Origin of the sequence: Paraburkholderia sp. JHI869 (genome assembly GCF_038900775.1) — a bacterium.
Classification (GTDB): Bacteria; Pseudomonadota; Gammaproteobacteria; order Burkholderiales; family Burkholderiaceae; genus Paraburkholderia.
Genome location: NZ_JAYMSC010000043.1, coordinates 20,125 through 44,494, shown reverse-complemented (window position 1 = coordinate 44,494; position 24,370 = coordinate 20,125). Strand labels below are relative to the sequence as shown.

The window sequence follows — 24,370 nt, the reverse complement described above, 5'->3', positions numbered from 1 at the left end:
ACGCAACCTCGACGCAACGCCCCAGTCCATGGCCCACTTCTCGTGTTTCCCCGGCGCTTCGGCCCTTTCCGACTTCCGTCAGACCCGCCTGCTCGAGACGCTTCAGCGTATCGACGCCAACATCGTCGGCGTGTACGGCCAGTATCTGCATTTCGTCAACTCGGCCACGCCGCTCTCCGCTGACGACAGCGCGAAGATCGAAGCGCTGATGCACTACGGCGCGCCGTTCGCGGCCCCGCAGGAGCGCGGCAGCGCGCTCACGTTCCTCGTCGTGCCGCGCTTCGGCACGGTGTCGCCGTGGGCGAGCAAGGCCACGGATATCGCGCACCATTGCGGCCTCGAGCAAGTACGCCGCATCGAGCGCGGCGTCGAGTACACCGTGGTGCTCAAGAGCGGCCTGCTCGGCGGCAAGAAGACGCTGTCTGAAGAGGCGCAGGCTGCCGTGGCCGCGGCGCTGCACGACCGCATGACGGAAAGCGTGGCGCAATCGCGCGATACGGCGCTGCACCTGTTCGACGAACTGCCGGCCCGCACGATGCAGACCGTCGATGTGCTGGGCAAAGGCCGTGCCGCGCTGGAAACGGCCAACGGCGAACTGGGCCTCGCGCTCGCCGACGATGAAATCGACTACCTCGTCGAAAACTTCAAGAAGCTCGAGCGCAACCCGACCGACGTCGAACTGATGATGTTCGCGCAGGCCAACAGCGAGCACTGCCGCCACAAGATCTTCAACGCGAGCTGGACGATCGACGGCCAGGACCAGGATATGTCGCTCTTCGCGATGATCCGCAACACCGAGAAGATCAGCCCGCAAGGCACGATCGTCGCGTACTCGGACAACTCGTCGATCATGGAAGGCGCGGTCGCGGAGCGCTGGTTCCCGCGCAAGAACAACGCCGCCGGCACGCCGGGCGAACAGTACGGCCGCCACACCGAACTCACGCACACGCTGATGAAGGTGGAGACGCACAACCACCCCACGGCGATCTCGCCGTTCGCGGGCGCGGCGACGGGCTCGGGTGGCGAAATCCGCGACGAAGGCGCGACGGGCCGCGGCGCGCGTCCGAAGGCGGGCCTCACGGGCTTCACGGTCTCGAACCTCGATCTGCCCGATGCGCGCGAAGCCTGGGAAGACGCCCGCGACGCGGCGGTGCCGCTCACGCTGCGCAATCCCGCTGATACGCAGGGCGCCTATGGCCGCCCGGACCGCATCGCTTCGCCGCTGCAGATCATGATCGACGGGCCGCTCGGCGGCGCCGCGTTCAACAACGAATTCGGCCGCCCGAATCTCGGCGGGTACTTCCGTACCTACGAGCAGAATGTGGCGGGCACCGTGCGCGGCTATCACAAGCCGATCATGATCGCGGGCGGCCTTGGCAACATCAGCGCGCAGCACACGCACAAGCACGACCTGCCGGCCGGCACGCTGCTGATCCAGATCGGCGGCCCGGGCATGCGCATCGGCATGGGCGGCGGCGCGGCCAGCTCGATGGCGACCGGCACCAATACCGCCGAACTCGACTTCGACTCGGTTCAGCGCGGCAACCCGGAAATCGAGCGTCGCGCGCAGGAAGTCATCAACTCGTGCTGGCAACTGGGCGAGCGCAACCCGATCCTGAGCATTCATGACGTGGGCGCGGGCGGGCTTTCCAACGCGTTCCCGGAACTCGTCGATGGCGCGGACAAGGGCGCGCGCTTCGAACTGCGCAAGGTGCAACTCGAAGAATCGGGGCTTTCGCCGCGTGAAATCTGGTCGAACGAATCGCAGGAACGCTACGTCCTCGCGATCGCACCCGCCGATCTGGTGGAATTCAAAGCACTCTGCGAGCGCGAGCGCTGCCCGTTCGCCGTCGTGGGCGTCGCGACCGAAGAACGCGATCTGAAGCTCGTCGACACCGACGAGCAGGCGCTCGCGGCCAACGGCGGCCACCAGCCCGTCGACATGCCGATGGACATCCTGCTCGGCAAGCCGCCGCGCATGCATCGCAACGTCGAGCACGCGAGCGTGCCGCTCGCACCGGTCGAAGTCACGGGCATCCCGTTCGACGAAGTCGCGAAGAGCGTGCTGCGCCACCCGACCGTGGGCAGCAAGTCGTTCCTCATCACCATCGGCGACCGAACGGTGGGCGGCACGACGGTGCGCGACCAGATGGTCGGTCCGTGGCAGGTGCCGGTGGCCGACTGCGCCATCACCACGCTCGACTACGCCGGCTACAAGGGCGAAGCGATGACGATCGCCGAGCGCACGCCGCTCGCGGTGATCGATGCGCCCGCATCGGGCCGTATGGCCGTAGGCGAGGCGATCACCAACATCGCGAGCGCGCCGATTCTGTCGCTCGACAAGCTCAAGCTCTCCGCGAACTGGATGGCCGCGTGCGGCGCACCGGGCGAGGACGCCGCGCTGTACGACACCGTGAAGGCGATCGGCATGGAGCTGTGCCCGGCGCTGGGCATCGGCATTCCGGTGGGCAAGGATTCGCTCTCCATGCGCACGAAGTGGAACGAGGAAGGCGTGGCGAAGGAAGTGGTCGCGCCGGTTTCGCTCATCATCTCGGCGTTCGCGCCGGTCGACGACGTGCGCCGCCACCTCACGCCGCAACTGCGCCGCGTGGACGAAGTAGGCGAGTCGGTCCTGATCGCGATCGATCTGGGCCGCGGCAAGAACCGCATGGGCGGCAGCATTTTCGCGCAGGTCACGCAGCAGGTGGGCGACGCGGTGCCAGACGTGGACAGCGCCGAAGACCTCAAGCAGTTCTTCACGGCCATCCAGCAACTGAACGCGAACGAGCAACTGCTCGCGTACCACGACCGCTCGGACGGCGGCCTGTGGGCGACGGTTTGCGAAATGGCCTTCGCGGGCCATACGGGCGTGTCGCTGAACGTGGACATGCTCACGCTCGACAGCGAGCATGAATCCGATTACGGCGACGCGAAGGACTGGGCAAAGCAAACGAGCGGCCGCCGCGAAGACCGCACGCTGCGCGCGCTCTTCTCCGAAGAACTCGGCGCCGTGATCCAGGTGCCGGCACAGCAGCGCGACGCCGTGATGGCGGTGCTGCGCACGCATGGTCTGTCGGTCTGCTCGCACGTGATCGGCACGCTGAACCCGCGTGATTCGGTCGAAATCTATCGCGACGCCAAGCGCATCTACGAAGCACCGCGCGCCGAACTGCAGCGTGTGTGGAGCGAAGTGAGCTGGCGCATTGCGCGCCTGCGCGACAACCCCGCGTGCGCGGACTCCGAATACGACGCGCTCCTCGACGCCGCCGATCCGGGCATGCAGCCGCATCTCACGTTCGATCCGGCCGAGGACATCGCCGCGCCGTTCATCGGCCGTGGTGCGCGTCCGCGCGTCGCGATCCTGCGCGAGCAGGGCGTGAATTCGCACCTCGAAACCGCGTACGCGTTCGACCGCGCCGGCTTCGACGCGCACGACGTCCACATGAGCGACCTGCTCGAAGGCCGCGCCACGCTCGCCGACTTCGCGGGCGCGGTGGCCTGCGGCGGCTTCTCGTACGGCGACGTGCTGGGTGCGGGCGAAGGCTGGGCCAAGACGATCCGCTTCAACGCGAAGCTCGCGGACATGTTTGCGGCGTTCTTCGCGCGTCAGGACACGTTTGCGCTCGGCATCTGCAACGGCTGCCAGATGATGTCGAGCCTCGCCTCGATGATCCCGGGTGCCGATGCGTGGCCGAAGTTCACGCGCAACAAGTCGGAGCAGTTCGAAGCGCGCTTCTCGCTCGTGGAAGTGCAGAGCTCGCCGTCGATCTTCTTCAACGGCATGGAAGGCTCGCGCATTCCGGTGGCGGTCGCGCACGGTGAAGGGTTCGCGGACTTCTCGCAGCAGGGCGATATCTCGAAGGTGGCCGTGGCGATGCGCTACGTCGATCATCGCGCCCAGGCCACGGAGGCGTATCCGTTCAACCCGAATGGCTCGCCGCAAGGCATTACGTCGGTCACGACGCCCGACGGCCGCTTCACGGTGCTGATGCCGCACACCGAGCGCGTGCAACGCACGGTGACGATGAGCTGGCATCCCGAAGCCTGGGGCGAAGCGAGCCCGTGGATGCGTGCGTTCCAGAACGCGCGCAAGTGGGTCGGCTAACGCGCTAGACGAACCGCGCTCGGATGTTCGACGCTGGGGCGATTCGCCCTGGCGGAAAGCCCCGGCCATGCCTCGATTGCGAGTGCGGGCCGGGGTTTTCTGCTTTTTGGGTGCTGGCCGGCGAGACCTTGCGGCGAATACCGGCGTTAATCACCGCATTTTTTGCGGCGATTAACTTGTGCATGCGGCGAATACGTCTCATAATCACCGCATGAATAGCGGCGAATACACCTACATCTGGCAAGCCGGCGACTGGCCTCAGTGGCGCTTCGATCTGACGGCGCTTGCCGAGCCTATGGCCGAGGTCAGCCGTGCCCAAGGCTTGCTGGTGGGCCGGCTGGCCGATGTCGGCATGGCGCTGCGCGATCAGGCAAGTCTTGCGGCGCTCACGGAAGACGTGCTCAAGACGAGCGAGATCGAAGGCGAGCAACTCAACGTCGCTTCCGTGCGGTCGTCCATCGCGCGCCGAATGGGCGTGGACATCGGCGCGCTCGCGCCAGTGGATCGCCATGTGGAAGGCGTGGTGGAAATGGTACTCGACGCAACCACCAGCAGCCGCGCTCCGGTCACGCGCGAGCGCCTGTTCGGCTGGCACGCGGCGCTGTTTCCAACGGGCTATGCGGGTCTATCGCGGATCAACGTCGGCGCATGGCGCGACGATGCGAGCGGCCCCATGCAGGTGATCTCGGGGCCGATTGGCCGTCAACGCGTGCATTTCGAGGCGCCGCCCGCGAACCGGCTCGAAGCCGAGACGCGGCGCTTTCTCGACTGGCTCAACGGCCCGGCACAGGAGCCGCCGCTGATCAAGGCCGCGCTCGGCCACCTGTGGTTCGTCACGCTTCACCCGTTCGACGACGGCAATGGCCGGGTGGCAAGAGCCATCGGCGACTTGCTGCTCGCGCGCGCGGACGGCAGTCCACAGCGCTTTTACAGCCTCTCCGCGCAGATTCAGCGGGAGCGTAAAGGCTATTACGAGATTCTGGAGCGCACGCAGCGCGGCTCGATGGATGTCACGCCGTGGCTCGCCTGGTTCTTCGACGCGCTGCATCGCGCGGTCGATCAGGCGCAGATCACGCTGGACGCCGTACTCGCCAAGGCGCGTTTCTGGCGCGAATGGACCACGACACCGCTCAACGAGCGGCAGGTCAAGCTGCTCAACAGGTTGCTCGACGGCTTTGACGGCAAGCTCACGAGCGGCAAGTGGGCCGCCATCGCCAAATGTTCGTCCGACACGGCGTTACGCGACATCAACGACCTCGTGGCGCGCGGGGTGCTGCGCAAAGCGGAGGGGGGCGGCCGTAGCACGAGCTACGAGCTGGATACGCTGCCGCAAACAAAAACCCCGCGCCTTTGAAGGTCGCGGGGCTTTTTAGAACAGCTAGCGTCGCAGTTCGGCCTTACTGAATCTTCGCTTGCTTGCGCAGATTCTCTTCGAACGCCTGCAGCTTTTCCTGCTGGATCTGCTGGACGATCTGCGGGCGCACCTGCTCGAGCGGCGGCGGCGTGACCGGGCGGATGTCGTCGACGCGGATAATGTGCCAGCCGAACTGCGTGTGCACCGGCGTCTCGGTCATCTGGCCTTTTTGCAGATGCGTGGCCGCAGTCGCGAATTCCGGCACGTAAGCCTTCGGGTCCGACCAGTCGAGGTCGCCGCCGTTCTTGGCCGAGCCCGGATCCTTCGAGTACTGCTTCGCGAGGTCTTCGAAGCTGGCGCCGGCCTTGATCTTCGCGATCAGGTCCTTGGCCTGCTGCTCGTTGTCCACGAGGATGTGGTGCAGGTGGTATTCGCTGCCGCCCGCATCCTTCGTCAACTGGTCGTAGCGCGCCTTGACTTCGGCGTCGGTCGGCTGGTTGTTCTTCACGAAGTTCTGGATCAGCGCACGCAGCACGACGGTCTGCTGGGCCACGGCGATCTGCGCCTTCACGTCGGGGTTGTTCGGAATGCCTTCGCGAATCGCTTCCTGCATGAGGATTTCGCGGTTCACGAGTTCTTCGCGTACCGCCATTTGCAGTTGCGGCGAATCCTGCTGGCCTTGTTGGACAAGCTGCTGGACCAGCGCATCGGCGCGCGCTTTGGGAATCGGCGTGCCGTTCACGACGGCGATGTTCTGCGCAAAGGCGGGAGCCGCCGCGCATGCAGCCAGCAACACCCAGAGATGGGTCTTCTTCAAGGTCATCGGAAAGTCCTAACGGGGCGAACCAAAATGGCGAACAAAATGATCAAGCGGATCAAGCAGATCGAAATCTAACGTGGGGCTTACCGGGGCAGCGCCGCGGCTTCTTCGGGCGTGAGCGCCGTGATCGCGAGTGCGTGAATGCCGCGCTGCATGGCCTCGGCCAGCGCATCATACACCATGCGATGCCTTGCCACGCGGGCTTTCCCCGCGAATGCGAGCGCAACGATCGTGACATGATAGTGACCGCCGGCAGCGGCGCCCGCGTGTCCGGCGTGCTGCGCGCTGTCGTCGCGCACCTCGATGGAAACGGGCGCAAGCGCCGCGGTGAGGCGCGTTTCGATGAGCGCCATGCGCTCGGCGGGGCTGGCGTTGAGAAAGACGTCACTCATTCTTCTTCCTTCATGTAACGCGAAAGCCACAGGCTCTGGCCGACGATGAACACCACGAGGATGCCGGTCGCGCCGAACAGCTTGAAGTCGACCCACGCGTCGGTGGAGAAGTGAAACGCCACGAAGAGATTGAGGATGCCGAGCAGCGCGAAGAAGATCGACCAGACGAAGTTCAGTTGCGTCCAGATGCGCTGTGGCAGCGTGATCTGCTTGCCCATCATCGCTTCGATGAGGTTCTTGCCGAATGCCACCTGCGAAACGAGCAGCACGACTGAGAACGCCCAGTAGAGCACCGTGGGCTTCCACTTGATGAAGGTCTCGTCGTGGAGCATCAGCGTGGCGCCGCCGAACACGACGACGATCCCAAGCGAAAGCCACAGCATCGGGTCGACCTTGCGGTGACGGAAGGCCACCCACGCGATCTGCACGAGCGTAGCGCCGATCGCCACGGCCGTCGCCGTGAAGATGCCCCACAGCTTGAAGGCGACAAAAAAGAGGATGATCGGGAACAGATCAAACAGGAATTTCATTATCGGCCTGAGAGTTTACAAAATGAGCCCGGCAAAAGAGGGCACGACGCTTTCAAGGCCACATTGGGCCCCGCGCGGGGCGCGGGGTTGCCTTGCCAGCGTTCACTTGGGCTCGAATTGTAGCGCAGCCGAATTGATGCAATACCGAAGGCCCGTCGGGGCCGGACCATCCTCGAACACGTGGCCCAGATGCGCGCCGCAGTTCTTGCAGCGCACCTCGATGCGCAGCATGCCGTGCGTGCGGTCGGTTTTCTCCTCGATCACCTCGCCGTTGATCGGACGGAAGTAGCTCGGCCAGCCGCAGCCCGCGTCGAATTTCGTGTCGGACTCGAAGAGCGGCGTGCCGCAGCACACGCAGTCGTACACGCCCCGGTCGAAGTGGTCCCAGTACTTGCCGGTGAACGCGCGCTCCGTCGCGGCGTGGCGCGTGACCTGGTACTGCGTGTCGTCGAGCTGTTCCCGCCATTGCTCGTCGGCCTTGTAGCCGGGGTAGGCGGTGGAGTTATGGTCGTCCTGGCTCATGTTGGGTTCCTGTCGGGTGGAAAACAAGGATCACGTAGATGGGGGCGCGCTCACGAAGAGCAACTGACTTCGAGCGAGCTCGCCCAGTCGGGCGGCAGCCCTGCGTACGACGCGTTCTCGGGCTGCTCGTCGAATGGCCGCTCCAGCACCTTCGCGAGCCGCTCGACTTCGCTGAAGTCCTTTTGCGCGGCGCGCTCGATCGCGGTTTGCGCGAGGTGATTGCGCAGCACGTATTTCGGATTCGTGCGGTTCATCGCCTCGGCGCGCGCGGCGTCGTCGCGTGTTTCGTGCGCAAGGCGCGCGCGGTATTCGGCGGCCCATGCGTCGAAGGCGGCGCGATCGAGAAAGAGATCGCGCACGGATGTGTCGCCGCTCGCGTCATGTTTCGAAACGCGCGCGAGATGGCGATACGTGAGCGTGAAGTCGGCCCGGTTGGCATGCATGATTTCGAAGAGCTTGTTCGCGAGCGCGTCGTCGCCCTCGCGCTCGTGCTCGAGGCCAAGCTTCGCGCGCATGCGCGCTTCGAGCGCGGGCGCGAAGTGCCCCTTGAAGCGTTCGAGCACGCCTTGCGCGTCGGCCACCACGCGCTCGCCGCGCTTCTTTTCGTCGGCGATGTCGTAGTGCGCGCCGAACAGCGGCACGAGCGCCTGCGCGAGGCAGAACAGATTCCAGTAGCCGATCTGCGGCTGCATGCGGTACGCGTAGCGGCCCTGCGAATCCGAATGATTGCAGATATGGTTGGCGTCGAAGCCATCCATGAAGCCGAACGGACCGTAGTCGATCGTGAGGCCGAGGATCGACATGTTGTCGGTGTTCATCACGCCGTGGCAGAAGCCTACGGCCTGCCAATCGACCATCAGCGCCGCCGTGCTGCGCACCGCTTCGTCGAGCAGGGCGAGGTACGGGTCGTCGGCTTCACGCAGTTGCGGATAGAAGCGCGCGATCACGTGGTCGGCGAGCGCGCGCAGTGAGTCGACGTCGTCGTGCGAGTAGAAGTGCTCGAAGTGGCCGAAGCGCACGAAGCTTGGCGACACGCGCGTGACGACAGCCGCCGTTTCCATCTCTTCGCGGCGCACCGGCTGGTCGGAGCCGATGACCGTGAGTGCGCGCGTGGTCGGAATGCCGAGATGATGCATGGCCTCCGAGCACAGGAATTCGCGGATCGACGAGCGCAGCACCGCGCGGCCGTCGCCCATGCGCGAGTAAGGCGTACGGCCTGCGCCCTTGAGCTGGATCTCGTTGCGCTTGCCGTCGTGCTCGACCTCGCCGAGCGTGAGCGCGCGGCCGTCGCCGAGCTGTCCCGCCCATACGCCGAACTGGTGGCCCGAGTAGACCGTTGCGTGCGACATGGTCGATGGCGAGCGCTCGCGCGTGAAATTCCCGCAGAAGAACTCGGCGAACGCGGGATCGCCAACGGCGGATGCGTCGAGCCCGAGTTGCGCGGCCATCGCCTTCGAAAAGCCGACAACGTAAGGCGCGGGCAGCGGCGCGCCGGGCAGCCGCGTGTAAAAGCGGGCGCCGAGCGTGGCGAAGGCGTCTTCGCGCGGCGCGATCAATGCGCGTTCGAAGTCGGCGAGCGGACCGGTGGCGGGCGTGTGCGAAGCGGTCGAGCCGCTTTGGGAATCGGTAGTGCCTGGTGAAAACGACATATTGAGGGCCTGTTGAATAGTCGATATTGTAATTCCGCACCCGCCGGCGTGCTGGGGCGCGTTCGAAGCGCGTCGCCGCGCCGCCAGGATACGCGAAAGTAAAACGCACAAGACAACGACAGACAACGCCGATCCACGCGAGGAGACCGCTACCGATGAGTGCGCCGCTGCTGGGACAGATGATGGATGTGCCGCTCAAGCTCTCGTCGTTGATCGCGCATGCGGCGCGCCATCATGGCAGTGCGCAGATCGTCTCGCGCCGCATCGAGGGCGATATTCATCGCTATACCTACCGCGAGTGCGAGGCGCGCTCGAAGCAGCTTGCCCAGGCGCTCATCGCGCTTGGCGTGGCGCCGGGCGAGCGCGTTGGCACGCTGGCCTGGAATGGCTACCGGCATCTCGAGGCCTATTTCGGCGTGACCGGCTTCGGCGCCGTGTGCCACACGATCAATCCGCGGCTCTTTCCCGAGCAGATCGCCTGGATCGTCAATCACGCCGACGACCGCTACGTGATGTTCGACACTACGTTCGCCGCGCTCGTCGACACGCTCGCACCGCAGTGCCCGAACGTGCGCGGCTGGATCGCCATGTGCGACGAGTCGCACCGGCCGGAAATGCGCACGGAAGTGCTCTGCTACGAAACGCTCGTCGCCGCGCAGGACGGCAATTATGCGTGGCCCGAACTCGACGAACGCAGCGCGTCGAACCTGTGCTACACGTCCGGCACCACGGGCAACCCGAAGGGCGCGCTCTACACGCACCGGTCTTCGGTACTGCACGCCTACGCCGGCTGTTTGCCCGATGCGCTAGGCCTTTCCGCGCGCGACGCGATTCTCCCAGTCGTGCCGATGTTTCATGTGAATGCGTGGGGGATTCCCCATGCGGCGCCGCTCACGGGCACGAAGCTCGTGCTCCCCGGCAAGGATCTCGACGGCAAGTCGCTCTACGAACTCATGGAGGCCGAAGGCGTGAGCGTCTCGGCCGGCGTGCCCACGGTCTGGCTCGGCCTGCTCGCGTATATGCGCGGCGCGAGTGTGCGCTTTTCGACGCTCAACCGCACGGTGGTCGGCGGCTCGGCGTGCCCGCCCGCCATGCTGCGCACTTTTGAGGACGACTACGGCGTGCAGGTCATCCACGCGTGGGGGATGACGGAGATGTCGCCGCTAGGCACGCTTTCGAAGCTGAACTGGGAACAGTCGCAGCGCCCGCGCGAAGCGCAGCAGGCGCTACTGGAAAAGCAGGGGCGCGTGATTTTCGGCGTGGACATGAAGATCGTCGGCGAGGGCGGCCAAGAGCTGCCGTGGGACGGCGTGACGTTCGGCGACCTGCATGTGCGCGGGCCGTGGGTGATCGACCGCTACTTCCGCCAGGAAAGCGGCTCGCCGCTCGTGGACGGCTGGTTCCCCACGGGCGACGTCGCCACGATCGACCCCGACGGTTTCCTGCACATCACCGACCGCAGTAAGGACGTCATCAAGTCGGGCGGCGAGTGGATCAGCTCGATCGACCTGGAAAATATCGCCGTGTCGCATCCGGCCATCGCGGAGGCTGCGTGCATTGCGTGCGCACATCCGCGCTGGACCGAGCGGCCGCTCATCGTCGCGGTGAAGAAGCCCGGCGCCGCGGTCACGCGCGAAGAACTGCTCGCGTACTTCGAAGGCAAGGTCGCGAAATGGTGGCTGCCCGACGACGCCGTGTTCGTCGAAGAATTACCGCATACCGCAACGGGTAAGCTGCAAAAGCTCAAGCTGCGCGAGCAGTTCCGTTCCTACGTGCTGCCGACCGCGCTCGCGGTGGAGGGCTGTCCGTTTCCCGCGCAAGACGCCACGAAGCACGGCTAAACCGCACCCGCGCAGCCGCGCAAGGTTCTCCGGCGCAGCCATCTGGCTGCGTTTTTTTTCTTCCGACTTTTGCCCACTGACCCGCCAGAATCGTACGTTCAGTACAACCCCTGGCATCCGCAGCGCAGCAAAAAATTGAACGAACGTTCTTTTTTGTGTATTCTGCCTGCTGACCGGGAATGTCGGACAATGAAGCCGACGACGCACATCGCGGCCCGCAAGCATGGAGGCAGGCAAATGGTAGTGGACAACGCGGCAGTGAACTACACGACTCGCGACGGCGTCGCCGTCCTCACGCTCAATAATCCGCCCGTCAACGGCCTCGGGCATTCGACCCGCGCAGGCATCGTCGAGGGCCTTGCGCGCGCCGCGAGCGATCCGGCCGTTGCGGCCATCGTGATCACGGGCGCCGGCAAGGCGTTCTCGGGCGGCGCGGACATCACCGAATTCAACACGCCCAAGGCGATGCAGGAGCCCACGCTCCACACCGTCATCAAGGAAGTCGAAAAGAGCGCCAAGCCGGTCGTGGCCGCGATCCACAGCGTGGCCATGGGCGGCGGTCTCGAACTGGCGCTCGGCGCGCACTACCGTATCGCCGCGCCCGGCGCGCAGATCGCGCTGCCGGAAGTGAAGCTCGGCATCCTGCCGGGCGCCGGCGGCACGCAGCGCTTGCCGCGCGCTATCGGCCTCGAGGCCGCGCTCAACATGATCGTCACGGGCGCGCCGGTGATGAGCGAAAAGCTCGCCAACTCGGGCCTGTTCGACGCCATGGCGCAAGGCGATCTGCTCGAAGAGGCGATCGCTTTCGCTCGCAAGGCGGCCGCCAAGCCGGGCCCGCATCCGCTCGTGCGCAACCGGAAGATCGAGCATCCCAACGCTGAAGGCTTCCTGCAGTTCTCGCGCAACACGGTTGGCGCGATGGCGAAGAACTATCCGGCGCCGGTGAAGTGCGTCGATGCGATCGCGGCGGGCGTGAAGCAGGGCTTCGACAAAGGCCTCGCTTATGAGCGCGAATGCTTCCTCGAACTCGTCCAGACGCCGGAAAGCCGCGCGCTGCGCCACGCGTTCTTCGGCGAGCGCGCTGCGAGCAAGATTCCCGATGTGCCGTCGAGCACGCCCACGCGCGATATCCAGAAGGTCGCGGTGATCGGCGCGGGCACGATGGGTGGCGGCATCACGATGAACTTCCTCAACGCGGGCGTGCCGGTCACGCTGCTGGAGACGAAGCAGGAAGCGCTCGACCGCGGCCTCGCGACGATCCGCAAGAACTATGAAGCCCAGGTCAAGAAGGGCAAGCTCACGCAGGAGAAGGTGGAAGCGCGCATGGCGCTCATCAGCCCGACGCTCTCCTACGACGACCTCAAGCAAGCCGATCTCATCATCGAAGCCGTGTTCGAAGAACTCGGTGTGAAGGAGCAGGTGTTCAAGCGCCTCGACGAAGTCGCAAAGCCGGGCGCGATTCTCGCGTCGAACACCTCGACGCTCGACGTCGACAAGATCGCAGCGTTCACGAAGCGTCCGCAGGACGTGGTGGGTCTGCACTTCTTTAGTCCTGCCAACGTGATGAAGCTGCTCGAAGTCGTGCGCGGCAAGGAAACGGCCAAGGACGCGCTGGCCACCGTCATGCAGGTCGCGAAGAAGATCCGCAAGACGGCCGTGGTGTCGGGCGTGTGCGATGGTTTCATCGGCAACCGCATGATCGAGCAGTACGTGCGCCAGGCGCTCTACATGCTCGAAGAAGGCGCGCTGCCTGCACAGGTGGACCGCGCAGTCGAGAAGTTCGGTTTCGCGATGGGCCCGTTCCGCATGAGCGACCTGGCCGGCAACGATATCGGCTGGGCCATTCGCAAGCGCCGCTATCAGGAACATCCGGACATGAAGTACTCGAAGATCGCCGACCGTCTGTGCGAGACTGGCCGCTTCGGTCAGAAGACGGGCGCTGGCTGGTACGACTACAAGGCGGGCGAGCGCAACGCGCTGCCTTCGAAGCTCGTCGACGAGATGATCGTGGCGTACTCGAAGGAAGCCGGTGTCGAGCGCCGCAAGATCAGCGACGAAGAGATCGTCGAGCGTCTCGTGTTCTCGCTCGTCAACGAAGGCGCGAAGATTCTCGAAGAGGGCATCGCTTCCAAGGCGTCGGACGTCGACATGGTCTATCTCACGGGCTACGGCTTCCCGCTGTGGCGCGGCGGCCCGATGCTGTACGCCGACACGGTTGGCCTCTACAACGTCGAGCGCGCGATTCGCCGCTACGCGCAGCAGCGCAATGGCGAGGCCTGGGAAGTCGCGCCTTCGATCGTCGAGCTGGCTGCCAAGGGCGGTACGTTCAACTAAGCATCATTCACGGACGCAAAAGCGAACGAACAGGCGGACGAACATCATGAGAAGCGCAGACGACGTGCTCCTGCTGATTGACCTGCAATACGACTTCATGCCGGGCGGCGCGCTTGCCGTCGCGCATGGCGATGAAGTCGTGCCGGTCGCGAACCGGCTCGCGCAGGGCTTCAGCCACGTGGTGCTCACGCAGGACTGGCACCCGGCGCAGCACGTTTCGTTTGCGGCCAACCACGCAGGACGCGCGCCGTTCGAAACCACGGCGCTGCCCTACGGCGAGCAGGTATTGTGGCCCGTGCACTGCGTGCAGGGCACCGAAGGCGCGGCGCTGCATCGCGACCTGAACGTGCCGCATGCGCGCGCGGTGATCCGCAAGGGCCATCACGCCGACGTGGACAGCTACTCCGCGTTTCTCGAAGCCGATCGCAGGACGCCCACGGGCCTCGCGGGCTATCTGCGCGACGTGGGCGTGAAGCACGTGTACTGCTGCGGCCTCGCGACTGACTATTGCGTGGCGTGGTCCGCGCTCGACGCGCGTGCCGCGGGCTTCGAAACGGTGCTGATCGAAGACGCCTCACGCGCCATCGACCTGAACGGTTCGCTTGCCGCCGCGTGGGAGCAGTTGCTCGCCGCCGGTGTGAAGCGCGCGCAATCGGCCGAGGTGCTGGCATTGTCCGCTTGAACGTTCAATCAAAAGACATCCTCTGGATTCAATATTCGTAGTGGGAGACATCGCATGACTGACGCCGTAATCGTATCGACCGCCCGCACGGGCCTCGCCAAGTCCTGGAAGGGCGCCTTCAACATGACGCACGGCGCGACGCTGGGTGGCCACGTGACGCAAGCCGCCGTCGAGCGCGCGAAGATCGACCCCGCCCGCGTGGAAGACGTGATCATGGGCTGCGCGAACCCCGAAGGCGCAACGGGCGCGAACATCGCGCGCCAGATCGCGCTGCGCGCGGGCCTGCCCGTGAGCGTGCCGGGCATGACGGTGAACCGCTTCTGTTCGTCCGGACTCCAGACGATCGCGCTCGCCGCGCAACGCGTGATCGCGGGCGAAGGCGACGTGTTCGTGGCAGGCGGCGTGGAGTCGATCTCGTGCGTGCAGAACGAGATGAACCGTCACATGGTGGCTGAAGGCTGGCTCAACCAGCACAAGCCCGAAATCTACTGGAGCATGCTGCAAACCGCCGAGAACGTCGCGAAGCGCTATGAGATCTCGAAGGAGCGCCAGGACGAGTACGGCGTGCAGTCGCAGTTGCGCGCGGCGGCCGCGCAAGCGGCGGGCCTCTTCAACGACGAAATCGTGCCGATGACGGTGCTCGCCGGTGTCGCCGACAAGGCGACGGGCCAACTCGTCACGAAGGAAGTGACGATCGCCGCCGACGAAGGCATTCGCGCCGATACGACGCTCGAAGGCGTGTCGAAGATCCGCACTGCGATGCCGGGCGGCGTCATCACCGCTGGCAACGCGAGCCAGTTCTCGGACGGCGCGAGCGCCTGCGTCGTGATGAACGCGAAGGTCGCGGAGCGCGAAGGCCTGCAGCCGCTCGGCATCTTCCGCGGCTTCGCTGTGGCGGGCTGCGAGCCGGACGAGATGGGCATCGGTCCCGTGTTCGCCGTGCCGAAGCTGCTCAAGCAGACGGGCCTGAAGGTCGAGGACATCGGCCTGTGGGAGCTGAATGAAGCATTCGCGGTGCAGGTGCTGTATTGCCGCGACAAGCTCGGCATTCCCGCCGACCGCCTGAACGTGAACGGCGGCGCGATTGCCGTGGGTCACCCGTACGGCGTGTCGGGCGCGCGCCTCACGGGCCACGCGCTCATCGAAGGCAAGCGCCGCGGCGCGAAGTTCGTCGTGGTGACGATGTGCATCGGCGGCGGGCAGGGCGCTGCTGGCCTCTTCGAAGTCGTCTGATGCTCGGTGCGGCGGACTCGCGAGAGTCTGCCGCAGGCTCGGCCACGCCACCGCTTTCCCGCGCTTTACCACGCTTTGGCGCGTGCCGAGCCGTTCTCGCGCTCGATGCGCTGCGGGTATCATGACGGCTGTCGGCGCGCGCACGGTGCGGCGCCTGTTCCCATGCAGACTGAAAGAGGTGAGTTCGTGATTCGTCATATCGTGATGTGGAAGCTCAAGGAGTCGGCCGAAGGCGCGACGCGTGCCGAGAATGTCGTGAAGTTCAAGGCGCTGCTCGAAGGTTGCCGCGATCTCGTGCCGGGCACGCTGCACCTCGAGGTTGGCGTGGCCGAACCGGACCTCGCATCCACGTTCGATCTCGTGCTCGTTTCCGACTTCGCCGATCAGACCGCGCTCGACGGCTATCAGGACCACCCCGAACATCTCGTCGTGAAGCAGTTCGCGAAGCTCGTGGTCGAGTCGCGTCAGTGCGTGGATTACCTGGTCTGAAGCGCATCATGATCGGTACCGCAGATCAATCCCCAGGCGGCGGCGCGCCACAAGGCGAAAGCGCAGAAAACCCGCAAACGTCGCTGACGATCATCGAGAGCCCGTTTGTCGAGCATCTCGGCGCGCAGCTCGTGAGCGCGCGTGACGGTGCGAGCGAAGTCGTGCTGCCGCTCGCCGAACGGCATCTGAATACGTGGGACGTCGCGCACGGCGGCGTGACGATGACGCTCGCCGACATCGCGCTCGCCATGGCGGCGCGCAGTGTCGCCGCCGACGGCGTGGGCGTCGTCACCGTCGAAATGAAAGTGAATTTCATGCAGCCTGGGCGCGGCGAATTGCGCGCCACCGGCCGCGTGCTGCACCGTTCCACCACCATGGCCTATTGTGAAGGCGAGATTCGCGACAGCGAAGGCCATTTCGTCGCCAAGGCGCTCGGCACTTTCAAGTACATGCGCCGGCTCGCGGTGGGCCGCGACGTGACGCGTCAGCGTCTGCGCAGCGACCCCAGCGCGCGGCCGGGCCCGAGCGACGGTTAACACGCGCGATCGGGCGCGCGCAAGGGCTTTGCTCGCGCGCACCCGATGGCTCGACTCTTGCGCGGCAGGCGTGCAACGCCTCGCCGCGCACAACGAAGCAACACGGACGCCATGACCCAGACCAATCGCCAGATCCTGCTCGCTTCGCGCCCGGAAGGCGCCGCGAGCGTCGACAACTTCCGCCTCGTGAAAACGCCGCTCGCACCGCTCGAAGAGGGCGAGGTGCGCGTGCGCAACCACTATCTCTCGCTCGATCCGTACATGCGTGGTCGCATGAACGACAGCAAGTCGTACGCGGCGCCGCAGCCGCTCGACTCGGTGATGATCGGCGGCACGGTGGGCGAAGTGGTCGAGTCGCGCAACGCGAAGTTCAAGGCCGGCGACAAGGTCGTGGGCATGTTCGGCTGGCAGGAGTTCGGCACGTCGAACGGCAGTGACCTGCATGTCGTCGATACGACGCATGTGCCGCTTTCCGCGTACCTCGGGCCCGTGGGTATGCCGGGCGTCACCGCGTGGTACGGCCTGAATCGCATCATCGAGCCGAAGGCGGGGCAAACCGTCGTCGTGAGCGCGGCGAGCGGCGCGGTGGGTAGCGTGGTCGGCCAGCTCGCCAAGCGCGCGGGCTGCCGCGCGGTGGGTATCGCGGGCGGCGCGGATAAATGCCGCTATGTCGTCGAGACGCTTGGTTTCGACGCTTGCGTCGATTACAAGGCTGGCAATCTCTATCAGGACCTGAAGGCCGCGACGCCGGACGGCGTGGACGGCTACTTCGAGAACGTCGGCGGCGCGGTGCTCGACGCCACGCTTGCGCGCATGAACGCGTTTGGACGCATTGCGCTGTGCGGCATGATCGCGGGCTACGACGGCGAGCCGATGCCGCTCAAGTATCCGCAGCTGCTGCTCACGCAACGCCTGCTCGTGCAGGGCTTCATCGTGAGCGAGCACCTGGAAGTGTGGCCGCAGGCGCTGACGGAGCTGGGTACGCTGGTCGCGAAGCAGCAGCTCGCGTATCGCGAGACCGTGGCCGAAGGTCTCGAGAATGCGCCCAGCGCGTTCCTCGGCATGCTCAAAGGCCAGAATTTCGGCAAGCAGCTAGTCAAGCTGATCTAACGGGTTCACCGTCAGCGCAAGCGCCCGGAAAGGGCGCTTCGCTTTTTCGCCCGCAGTATTCACCGCAACCTTCACCGCAGGATTCGCAATGTCCGAACCGTTTGAGTTCGACGGCCGCGTGGCCGTCATTACGGGCGCGGCAAGCGGCTTTGGCCGCGCGTTCGCGCAGCAGGCCGCAGCGCTCGGCATGAAGCTCGTGCTAGCCGATGTCGATCAGGCATTGCTCGACGAAACCGTCAATGCATTGCGCGAAGGCGGCGCACAGGCCATCGGCGTGCGTACCGACGTGCGTGACGCCGCGCAGGTCGACGCGCTCGCGAAAGCCGCGCTCGACGCCTACGGCAAAGTCCATCTGCTCTTCAACAACGCGGGTGTCGGCACCGGCGGCTTCGTGTGGGAAAGCAGCGCGAAGGACTGGGACTGGGTGTTCGGCGTGAACGTGATGGGCGTGGCCAACGGCGTGCGCAGCTTCACGCCGGCCATGCTCGCGCAGGGCGAGCGTGCGCATATCGTCAACACGGCTTCGGTGGCGGGACTGCTGTCGCCGCCCGCCATGGGCGTGTACAACGCGTCGAAGCATGCCGTGGTCTCGCTCACCGAAACGCTCTATCACGACTTGAAGAACGTGACCGACAAGGTGAGCTGTTCACTGCTGTGTCCAGCCTTCGTTTCGACCGGCATTGCACACGCCGAGCGCAGCCGCCCCGACGATCTGCGCAACGACTCGCCGCTCACGCGCTCGCAGCAGGCCGCCGATCTGCAATTGCAGCGCGCGGTGCGTTCCGGCAAGCTCACGCCCGAAGACATCGCGAAGGCGACATTCGACGCCGTGCGGGAAGGGCGCTTCTATATCCTCACGCATCCGCAGATCCTCCCTTCGGTGAAGCTGCGTCATGAGGACATCGAAACATTGCGCAACCCGACCGATCCGCTCTCGCTCAAACCTGAAGTCAAGAAAGCGCCGCAATAAAAGCGGCGCACTGGGTCCGTGGCATGCCACTCACCGCGAAGATCGCACTCGTGCTCGACATGGTGGCCCGCACGGGCCGCGCGCCTTATCACGAACAGACGGCGCAGGAGGCGCGCGCCGAGTATGAAAAGAGCGCGTCGGTGCTCGAAATCCCGTCTGCGCCGATGCATGGCGTGGAAGACCTGCAGGTGCCGACGCGTGATGGCGCGACGATTCGTGCGCGTCTTTTTCTGCCAGTCGAGCCAAATTGGGCGGAGCCGCTTCCCGTGCTCGTCTACTACCACGGCGGCGGCTTCACGATCGGCAGCGTCGACACGCACGATGCGCTCTGCCGCATGTTTGCGCGCGACGCGCGCTGCGCCGTGTTTTCCGTGGACTACCGTCTCGCGCCCGAACACCGCTTCCCGACCGCGGTGCACGACGCTTTCGACGCCTATGCGTGGCTCCACACGCACGCGGCCGAATACGCGCTGGATGCTTCTCGCTTCGCCGTGGGTGGCGACAGTGCGGGCGGCACGCTCGCCACGGTCTGCGCGGTGCTGGCGCGCGACGCGGGCATCGCGCCGGTGCTGCAACTGCTGTTCTATCCGGCGGTGAGCGCGCATCAGCAGAGCGAATCGCACAAGCGTCTCGCCGACGGTCATTTGCTGACCGCGCCGACGATCCAGTGGTTCTTCGATCACTACGTGCGCGACGACTCAGACCGCGACGACTGGCGCTTCGCGCCGCTCGACGGCACGCACGACGCACCGGATTTTCGCGGCGTCGCACCGGCGTGGATCGGCGTGGCCGAATTCGATCCGCTTGTGGACGAGGGCGAGGCCTATGCGAAAAAGCTGCACGAAGCGGGCAACGAGGTCACGCTCGTGCGTTACGACGGCGTGATTCACGAGTTCATCAAGATGGGATCGTTCATCGACGAGGCGCGGCGCGCGCAGCACGATGCCGCCCACGCGCTGCGCCTCGCACTTGGCACTGGTGACTGAAACGCGCTCAGCCTCTTTCGATCGTGTAGCTTTCGTGGCGCTCGAAGGCGCCTGGGCGGACGACGCGATGCGAGCCGTCATCGTCGCTGCGCTCAAGCGCTTCAACGTCCAGAAGGGCGCCACGCAGTGTGACACGCAGCGCCGTGGTGCCGCGCGTGCCGTAATCGGGCGTTTCGATGAATGCGGCGGAAAGCGCGCGTTCGCGTTCCAGTGAAATGCCCGTGGCGGGCAAGTCGCGGTCGGGCGCGACCTGCGGGTCGCGCATCATTTCTACGAGCCGTGCGAGCGGGACTTGCGCGTCGCCTGACGCGAGTTGCGCGAGTTCCCCGCGCTTGCGCACGAGCTTGGGCCACGGCGTGTCGAGCACGGCGTTCGAAATGCCGTGCGTGCCTTCGGGCAGCAAGGAGGGCGCGCGGTCCGCGCGATTGCAGTACCACGCAAGCTCCCGCCGCGCCCAATCGCCAACGATCAGATTGAAACCGTTGTACAGATCGCCCGAGCGCGCGATCTCGTCGAGATAGCCGAGCGGTGTATCGGGCAGACCTTGCGCGCCGGTGAGCCAGCGCGAGACGAGCGTGCCGCGCGTGGGTGCGTCGGGACGCATGTCTTTCGGCGCGCGATAGTTCGTGAGCGCCGCGAAGCGGCCGCTGCGCGTCATGCCGAGCCAGGTGCCGCCGCCCACCAGATCGCGGCCCGCGAGCACGCCGGTTGCCGAACTGCCCGGCGACGTGACGTCGTCCGAAGCGTTCCACCAATGCAGCGGATCGGCGGTGCGGCGCAGGAACTCGTCGCGATTGGCCGCGAGTGTGAAAAGCGCGCCGGCGCTCGCGTGCGGACGCCAGTCAAAGACGATCAGACACATGGAGTTGGCCCTTGCAGGGTCGGGAGTCGGACCGCGCCGAAGCGACGCGAGGCGCCAGGCGCCTCGCTCGCGATGGACGCAGTGTGCAGCGTCAAACTTCGGCCGGCAACGCGTACGGCAGCGGCAACACGCGCAGCGCGGGACCGTCCGCGGCGCCCAGGTGCACGCTGCCCGTTTCGAGGGCGGCAAGCTTGATCTCGGCGAGCAGATCGATGCCACCCTCGGGTGCGGCCGCGGCGTTCACGACCATGCCGCACGGCTGGCTCGGGTCGTCCGAATGAAAGAGTTCGACGCCCGCATGCGCGGCGTCGAGACTCGCGGTCACATTGGCGAGCGCGGTGCGGCGCTTGATGGTGCCGCGATACTGGCTGCGCGCGACGATTTCCTGGCCAGGGTAGCAGCCCTTGCGGAAGTTCACGCCGCCCAGCACGTCGTAATTGACCATCTGCGGCACGAACTGCTCGCTCACGGGCTGCGTGATGCGCGGTTCGCCCGCGCGAATGTCGAGCCAGTCCCACACCGCCGGCGACACGCGCTTCACCGCACCGTCGAGCTTCGCAAGGCGCGCCTCGACGGCTTCCTTCGGGCCGACCCACAGGTAGCGCAGCACGCCGGCCGCGTCGGGCACGCGGATGAGCGTGCCCGAGGGATCGTCCACTTTCACGTGCACGCCGTCGGGCAGCGCGTCGAACACGCTAGCGAGCGCGCCGCGCACGTCGCCGGCGAGCCCCACCACGAGCAGCTTGTCGCTGTCGTCCGTGAGCTTGGCCTTGGCGCGCAGCACGAACATCGACAGGCGTTTTTGCACCGTTGCCTGCACGTCTTTCGAGATCAGCAGACGGATCGTGTCGCCGGTCTTCCAGGTCAGGAACGAGGCGAGGAGGCGGCCCTTGGCCGAGCAGTAGCCCGCGAGGCGTGCGCCAGCTACGTCGAGATGCTGCACGTCGTTGGTGAGCTGGCTGTGCAGGAAGGTCGCGGCGTCGTCGCCATTGGCGTCGATCACGCCGAACTGCGGCAGGATCGCGTAGGCGCCGCCTTTCAGAACGGCGTCGAAATCGGCCGCGCCTGCGGTAGCAAATTCAGGGGCGGAAAGCGTGGAAGCGTGATCGAGCGGTGAGTTCATGGATTCGGGGAACAGTCAATCCTGACTTTAGCGAAGGCAAGCAGTTATTATATGAGGTCCCCCTGAGTCGTGTTTCCATGTCCCTCCTGAAGAAATGCCTTGTTGCCGGCGCCGCACTAGTCGTGATTGGCGCCGCTGCGGCAGGCGGCGTATGGCGCTGGGCCACCACGCCGCTCGACCTTGCCGCCCCACAGATCGACGTCACCATCAAGCCGCACAGCACCGTGCGCAGCGTCACGCTGCAGTTGCGGCACGGCGGCGTGCCTGTGCAAACGCAACTTTTCGTGCTCATGACGCGCGTGCTCGGCCTGCAGAGCCAGCTCAAATCGGGCAACTACGAGTTCAAGGTGGGGATCACGCCTTATGAGGTGCTCCAGAAGATGGCGCTCGGCGACGTGAACGAGTCCGTGGCCACCATCATCGAAGGCTGGACCTTCAAGCACATGCGCGCCGAGCTCGACGCGAACCCGGCGCTGCGCCACGAGACGGCCGGCATGAGCGATGCTGATCTGCTTGCCGCGATCGGTGCGCCGCCCTCGCCGAACGGCAGCGGCGAAGGGTTGTTTTTCCCCGACACGTATCTCTTCGACAAGGGTTCGAGCGACCTCGACGTCTATCGCCGCGCGTACCACCTGATGCAGACGCGTCTGGACGAAGCATGGACTGCACGCGCGCCAGGCTTGCCGCTCAAGTCGCCGTACGAGGCGCTGACATTGGCTTCGCTCGTGGAAAAGGAGACGGGGCGCGCCGCCGACCGGGCGCTCGTGGCGGCCGTGTTCTCGAACCGCCTGAAAGTGGGCATGCCGCTGCAGACCGATCCGGCCGTGATCTACGGCCTGGGCGAGAACTACGCGGGGCATCTGCGCAAGCGCGATCTGCAGTCGGACACTCTTTACAATACCTATCTGCGCCTCGGGTTGCCGCCAACGCCGATCGCGCTGCCCGGCGCCGCGGCGATCCAGGCGGCGCTCAATCCGGCATCGACGGCGGCGTTGTACTTCGTGGCGCGCGGCGACGGCAGCAGCGTTTTTTCTGACAATCTTGTCGACCACAACAAGGCCGTCGACAAATACATCCGGGGAAATTAAATGGCGCGGGGCCGATTCATCACGTTCGAGGGCATCGACGGCGCGGGCAAGACCACGCATCTCGCCTGGTTTCGCGATCAGCTCGCCGAGAAACTCGCGCCGTCGGGCCGCACGGTCGTCATGACGCGCGAACCTGGCGGCACGCCGCTTGGCGAGTCGATCCGGGAACTCGTGCTGCATCAGCCGATGGACCTCGAAACCGAGGCGCTCATGATGTTCGCGGCGCGCCGCGAGCACCTCGCCAAGGTGATCGAGCCCGCGCTCGCGCGCGGCGACTGGGTGCTGTCCGACCGCTTCAGCGACGCCACCTTTGCCTACCAGGGCGGAGGCCGCGGGCTGCCGCGCGACAAGCTCGAAACGCTGGAGCGCTGGGTGCAGGGCGGTTTCCAGCCGGACCTGACGGTGCTGTTCGACCTGCCGCCCGACACGGCGAGCGAGCGTCGCGGCGCCGCGCGCGAGCCCGACCGCTTCGAAAGCGAATCCGATGCGTTCTTCAAGCGCACGCGCACCGAGTATCTGCGCCGCGCGGAAGAGGCGCCGTACCGTTTCGCGATCGTCGATTCGTCGCAGGGCATCGACGCAATTCGCAAAAAACTCGAGCATGTGATCGCAGCGCTTTGATTTCAAGGCGATATTTGGCGCTCTTATATGGCTGCGCGAATCTCATGAAAATCCTCATGAAATTCGCCTAACCGATTGATTCAGAAGATGATCTATCCTTGGCAAACCGACGACTGGCAACGCCTGCAACAACTGCGCAGCCACTGGCCGCATGCGCTGCTGCTGCATGGCCAGGCGGGCATCGGCAAGCTCCAGTTCGCGCAACATCTGGCGAAGGGGCTGCTCTGCGAAGCGCCGCAGGCGAATGGCGAGCCGTGCGGCGCCTGCGCGGCGTGCAACTGGTTTGACCAGGGCAATCATCCGGACTATCGGATCGTCGTGCCGGAAGCGTTGGCCGCAGAAATCGGCCAGGCCGGCGACGATGACGCCAAAGCTGAAAAGGGCGACGGCGAAGAAGGCAAGAAGGGCCGCGCGCCGAGCAAGGAAATCCGCATCGAGCAGGTGCGCGCGCTGCTCGGCTTCACGGGCGTGGGTTCGCACCGCGGCGGCCTGCGCGTGGTCGTGCTGTATCCGGCCGAGGCACTCAACGTCGCCGCAGCCAATGCGCTCCTGAAGACGCTCGAAGAGCCGCCCGCGGGCGTGGTGTTCCTCGTGGTGTCGGCGCGCATCGACCGCCTGTTGCCAACCATCATCAGCCGTTGCCGCCAGTGGCCCATGGGCACGCCGGCGCCCGAAGCCGCCGCGGCGTGGCTGGCGCACCAGGGCGTGGACGACGCGCCGGCTCTGCTTGCCGAAGCAGGCGGCGCCCCACTCGCGGCGCTCGCGCTCGCGCACGACGAAAACCGCACGCTGCGCGACTGGACGCTGACGCAACTCGCGGCGGGCCCCGCCTGCGACGCCTTTGCCTGCGGCGAGACGCTGCAAAAGCTGCCGGTGCCGCTCGTGCTCGGCTGGCTGCAACGCTGGGTCTACGATCTGCTCGCGCAACACACGGCGGGCCGCCCGCGCTACTTCCCGCAGGCCGCGAGCGGCCTCGCGCGCTGCGCCTCGAAGCTCGAAGCCGCCGCGCTCGCGCGCTACCTGAAGACGGTCACGCGCCAGCGCGCCGTGGAAAACCATCCGCTGAATGCGCGCCTCGTGTTCGAGGAACTCTTTCTCGGCTATCGTGAACTGTTCGCCTGAC

21 protein-coding genes are annotated in these 24,370 nt (G+C 65.8%); 14 read left to right on the top strand and 7 right to left on the bottom strand.

The features are described 5' to 3' along the window. The first annotated feature begins 28 nt into the window (after positions 1-28). Both purL and VSR72_RS39560 read left to right on the top strand, forming a co-directional pair. Positions 29-4,105 carry a phosphoribosylformylglycinamidine synthase gene (gene purL / locus VSR72_RS39565; RefSeq protein ID WP_342957642.1) on the top strand — a complete coding sequence of 1,359 codons (4,077 nt, stop codon included), beginning with the start codon at positions 29-31 and terminating at the stop codon, positions 4,103-4,105. 211 nt (positions 4,106-4,316) lie between these two features. Beyond that, positions 4,317-5,459, top strand: coding sequence for a Fic family protein (locus tag VSR72_RS39560; RefSeq protein ID WP_342957641.1), 1,143 nt, complete (start codon positions 4,317-4,319; stop codon positions 5,457-5,459). A gap of 43 nt (positions 5,460-5,502) precedes the next feature. Here VSR72_RS39560 and VSR72_RS39555 read toward each other — a convergent pair whose 3' ends face one another. The 5 genes from VSR72_RS39555 to VSR72_RS39535 form a co-directional block, all read right to left on the bottom strand. Further along, positions 5,503-6,282, bottom strand: coding sequence for a peptidylprolyl isomerase (locus VSR72_RS39555; protein ID WP_342957640.1), 780 nt, complete (start codon positions 6,280-6,282; stop codon positions 5,503-5,505). Positions 6,283-6,362: 80 nt separating this feature from the next. Beyond that, positions 6,363-6,671: a BolA family protein gene (locus tag VSR72_RS39550; RefSeq protein ID WP_342957639.1), complete on the bottom strand. Its 309-nt coding sequence runs from the start codon at positions 6,669-6,671 to the stop codon at positions 6,363-6,365. Continuing rightward, positions 6,668-7,201 carry a septation protein A gene (locus tag VSR72_RS39545; protein WP_201696976.1) on the bottom strand — a complete coding sequence of 178 codons (534 nt, stop codon included), beginning with the start codon at positions 7,199-7,201 and terminating at the stop codon, positions 6,668-6,670. The genes VSR72_RS39550 and VSR72_RS39545 overlap by 4 nt, the downstream gene beginning before the upstream one ends. Positions 7,202-7,303: 102 nt before the next feature. Continuing rightward, a complete protein-coding gene (msrB, locus tag VSR72_RS39540) occupies positions 7,304-7,723 on the bottom strand; it encodes a peptide-methionine (R)-S-oxide reductase MsrB (RefSeq protein ID WP_158757819.1) in 420 nt (139 codons plus the stop codon). Positions 7,724-7,773: 50 nt separating this feature from the next. Continuing rightward, the gene (locus VSR72_RS39535; protein WP_342957638.1) at positions 7,774-9,372 is read right to left on the bottom strand and encodes a YdiU family protein; all 1,599 of its coding nucleotides are present in this window, start codon (positions 9,370-9,372) and stop codon (positions 7,774-7,776) included. Between the two features lie 155 nt (positions 9,373-9,527). Here VSR72_RS39535 and VSR72_RS39530 point away from each other — a divergent pair, with 155 nt between their 5' ends. The 9 genes from VSR72_RS39530 to VSR72_RS39490 all read left to right on the top strand — a co-directional run bounded on the left by VSR72_RS39530 (position 9,528) and on the right by VSR72_RS39490 (position 19,553). Then, positions 9,528-11,213, top strand: coding sequence for a 3-(methylthio)propionyl-CoA ligase (locus VSR72_RS39530; RefSeq protein ID WP_342957637.1), 1,686 nt, complete (start codon positions 9,528-9,530; stop codon positions 11,211-11,213). 237 nt (positions 11,214-11,450) lie between these two features. Beyond that, complete coding sequence (locus tag VSR72_RS39525) at positions 11,451-13,547, top strand: 3-hydroxyacyl-CoA dehydrogenase NAD-binding domain-containing protein (RefSeq protein WP_342957636.1); 2,097 nt, start codon at positions 11,451-11,453, stop codon at positions 13,545-13,547. 46 nt (positions 13,548-13,593) lie between these two features. Then, a complete protein-coding gene (gene pncA / locus VSR72_RS39520; protein WP_342957635.1) occupies positions 13,594-14,229 on the top strand; it encodes a bifunctional nicotinamidase/pyrazinamidase in 636 nt (211 codons plus the stop codon). A 54-nt stretch (positions 14,230-14,283) separates the two neighbouring features. After that, positions 14,284-15,462: an acetyl-CoA C-acyltransferase gene (locus tag VSR72_RS39515; RefSeq protein ID WP_342957634.1), complete on the top strand. Its 1,179-nt coding sequence runs from the start codon at positions 14,284-14,286 to the stop codon at positions 15,460-15,462. A 186-nt stretch (positions 15,463-15,648) separates the two neighbouring features. Next, complete coding sequence (locus VSR72_RS39510; RefSeq protein WP_342957655.1) at positions 15,649-15,951, top strand: Dabb family protein; 303 nt, start codon at positions 15,649-15,651, stop codon at positions 15,949-15,951. A gap of 8 nt (positions 15,952-15,959) precedes the next feature. Beyond that, positions 15,960-16,487: a PaaI family thioesterase gene (locus VSR72_RS39505; RefSeq protein WP_342957633.1), complete on the top strand. Its 528-nt coding sequence runs from the start codon at positions 15,960-15,962 to the stop codon at positions 16,485-16,487. Between the two features lie 111 nt (positions 16,488-16,598). Then, positions 16,599-17,597: an NADP-dependent oxidoreductase gene (locus VSR72_RS39500; RefSeq protein WP_342957632.1), complete on the top strand. Its 999-nt coding sequence runs from the start codon at positions 16,599-16,601 to the stop codon at positions 17,595-17,597. 88 nt (positions 17,598-17,685) lie between these two features. Next, positions 17,686-18,567 carry an SDR family oxidoreductase gene (locus VSR72_RS39495; RefSeq protein ID WP_342957631.1) on the top strand — a complete coding sequence of 294 codons (882 nt, stop codon included), beginning with the start codon at positions 17,686-17,688 and terminating at the stop codon, positions 18,565-18,567. 23 nt (positions 18,568-18,590) lie between these two features. Then, positions 18,591-19,553 (top strand): alpha/beta hydrolase, encoded by a 963-nt coding sequence (locus VSR72_RS39490; protein WP_342957630.1) that lies wholly within the window; start codon positions 18,591-18,593, stop codon positions 19,551-19,553. A 7-nt stretch (positions 19,554-19,560) separates the two neighbouring features. Here the strand turns inward: VSR72_RS39490 and VSR72_RS39485 are convergent, their stop codons facing one another. Continuing rightward, positions 19,561-20,415 carry an NRDE family protein gene (locus VSR72_RS39485; RefSeq protein ID WP_342957629.1) on the bottom strand — a complete coding sequence of 285 codons (855 nt, stop codon included), beginning with the start codon at positions 20,413-20,415 and terminating at the stop codon, positions 19,561-19,563. 91 nt (positions 20,416-20,506) lie between these two features. Continuing rightward, on the bottom strand, positions 20,507-21,538 hold the full coding sequence (locus tag VSR72_RS39480; RefSeq protein ID WP_342957628.1) for a folate-binding protein: 1,032 nt from the start codon (positions 21,536-21,538) through the stop codon (positions 20,507-20,509). A 77-nt stretch (positions 21,539-21,615) separates the two neighbouring features. Here VSR72_RS39480 and mltG point away from each other — a divergent pair, with 77 nt between their 5' ends. From mltG to VSR72_RS39465, 3 genes are all read left to right on the top strand, one after another. Beyond that, positions 21,616-22,626 carry an endolytic transglycosylase MltG gene (mltG, locus tag VSR72_RS39475; protein WP_342957627.1) on the top strand — a complete coding sequence of 337 codons (1,011 nt, stop codon included), beginning with the start codon at positions 21,616-21,618 and terminating at the stop codon, positions 22,624-22,626. Beyond that, complete coding sequence (gene tmk, locus VSR72_RS39470; protein WP_342957626.1) at positions 22,627-23,247, top strand: dTMP kinase; 621 nt, start codon at positions 22,627-22,629, stop codon at positions 23,245-23,247. Positions 23,248-23,334: 87 nt separating this feature from the next. Then, complete coding sequence (locus VSR72_RS39465) at positions 23,335-24,369, top strand: DNA polymerase III subunit delta' (RefSeq protein WP_342957625.1); 1,035 nt, start codon at positions 23,335-23,337, stop codon at positions 24,367-24,369. Position 24,370: the final 1 nt, after the last annotated feature.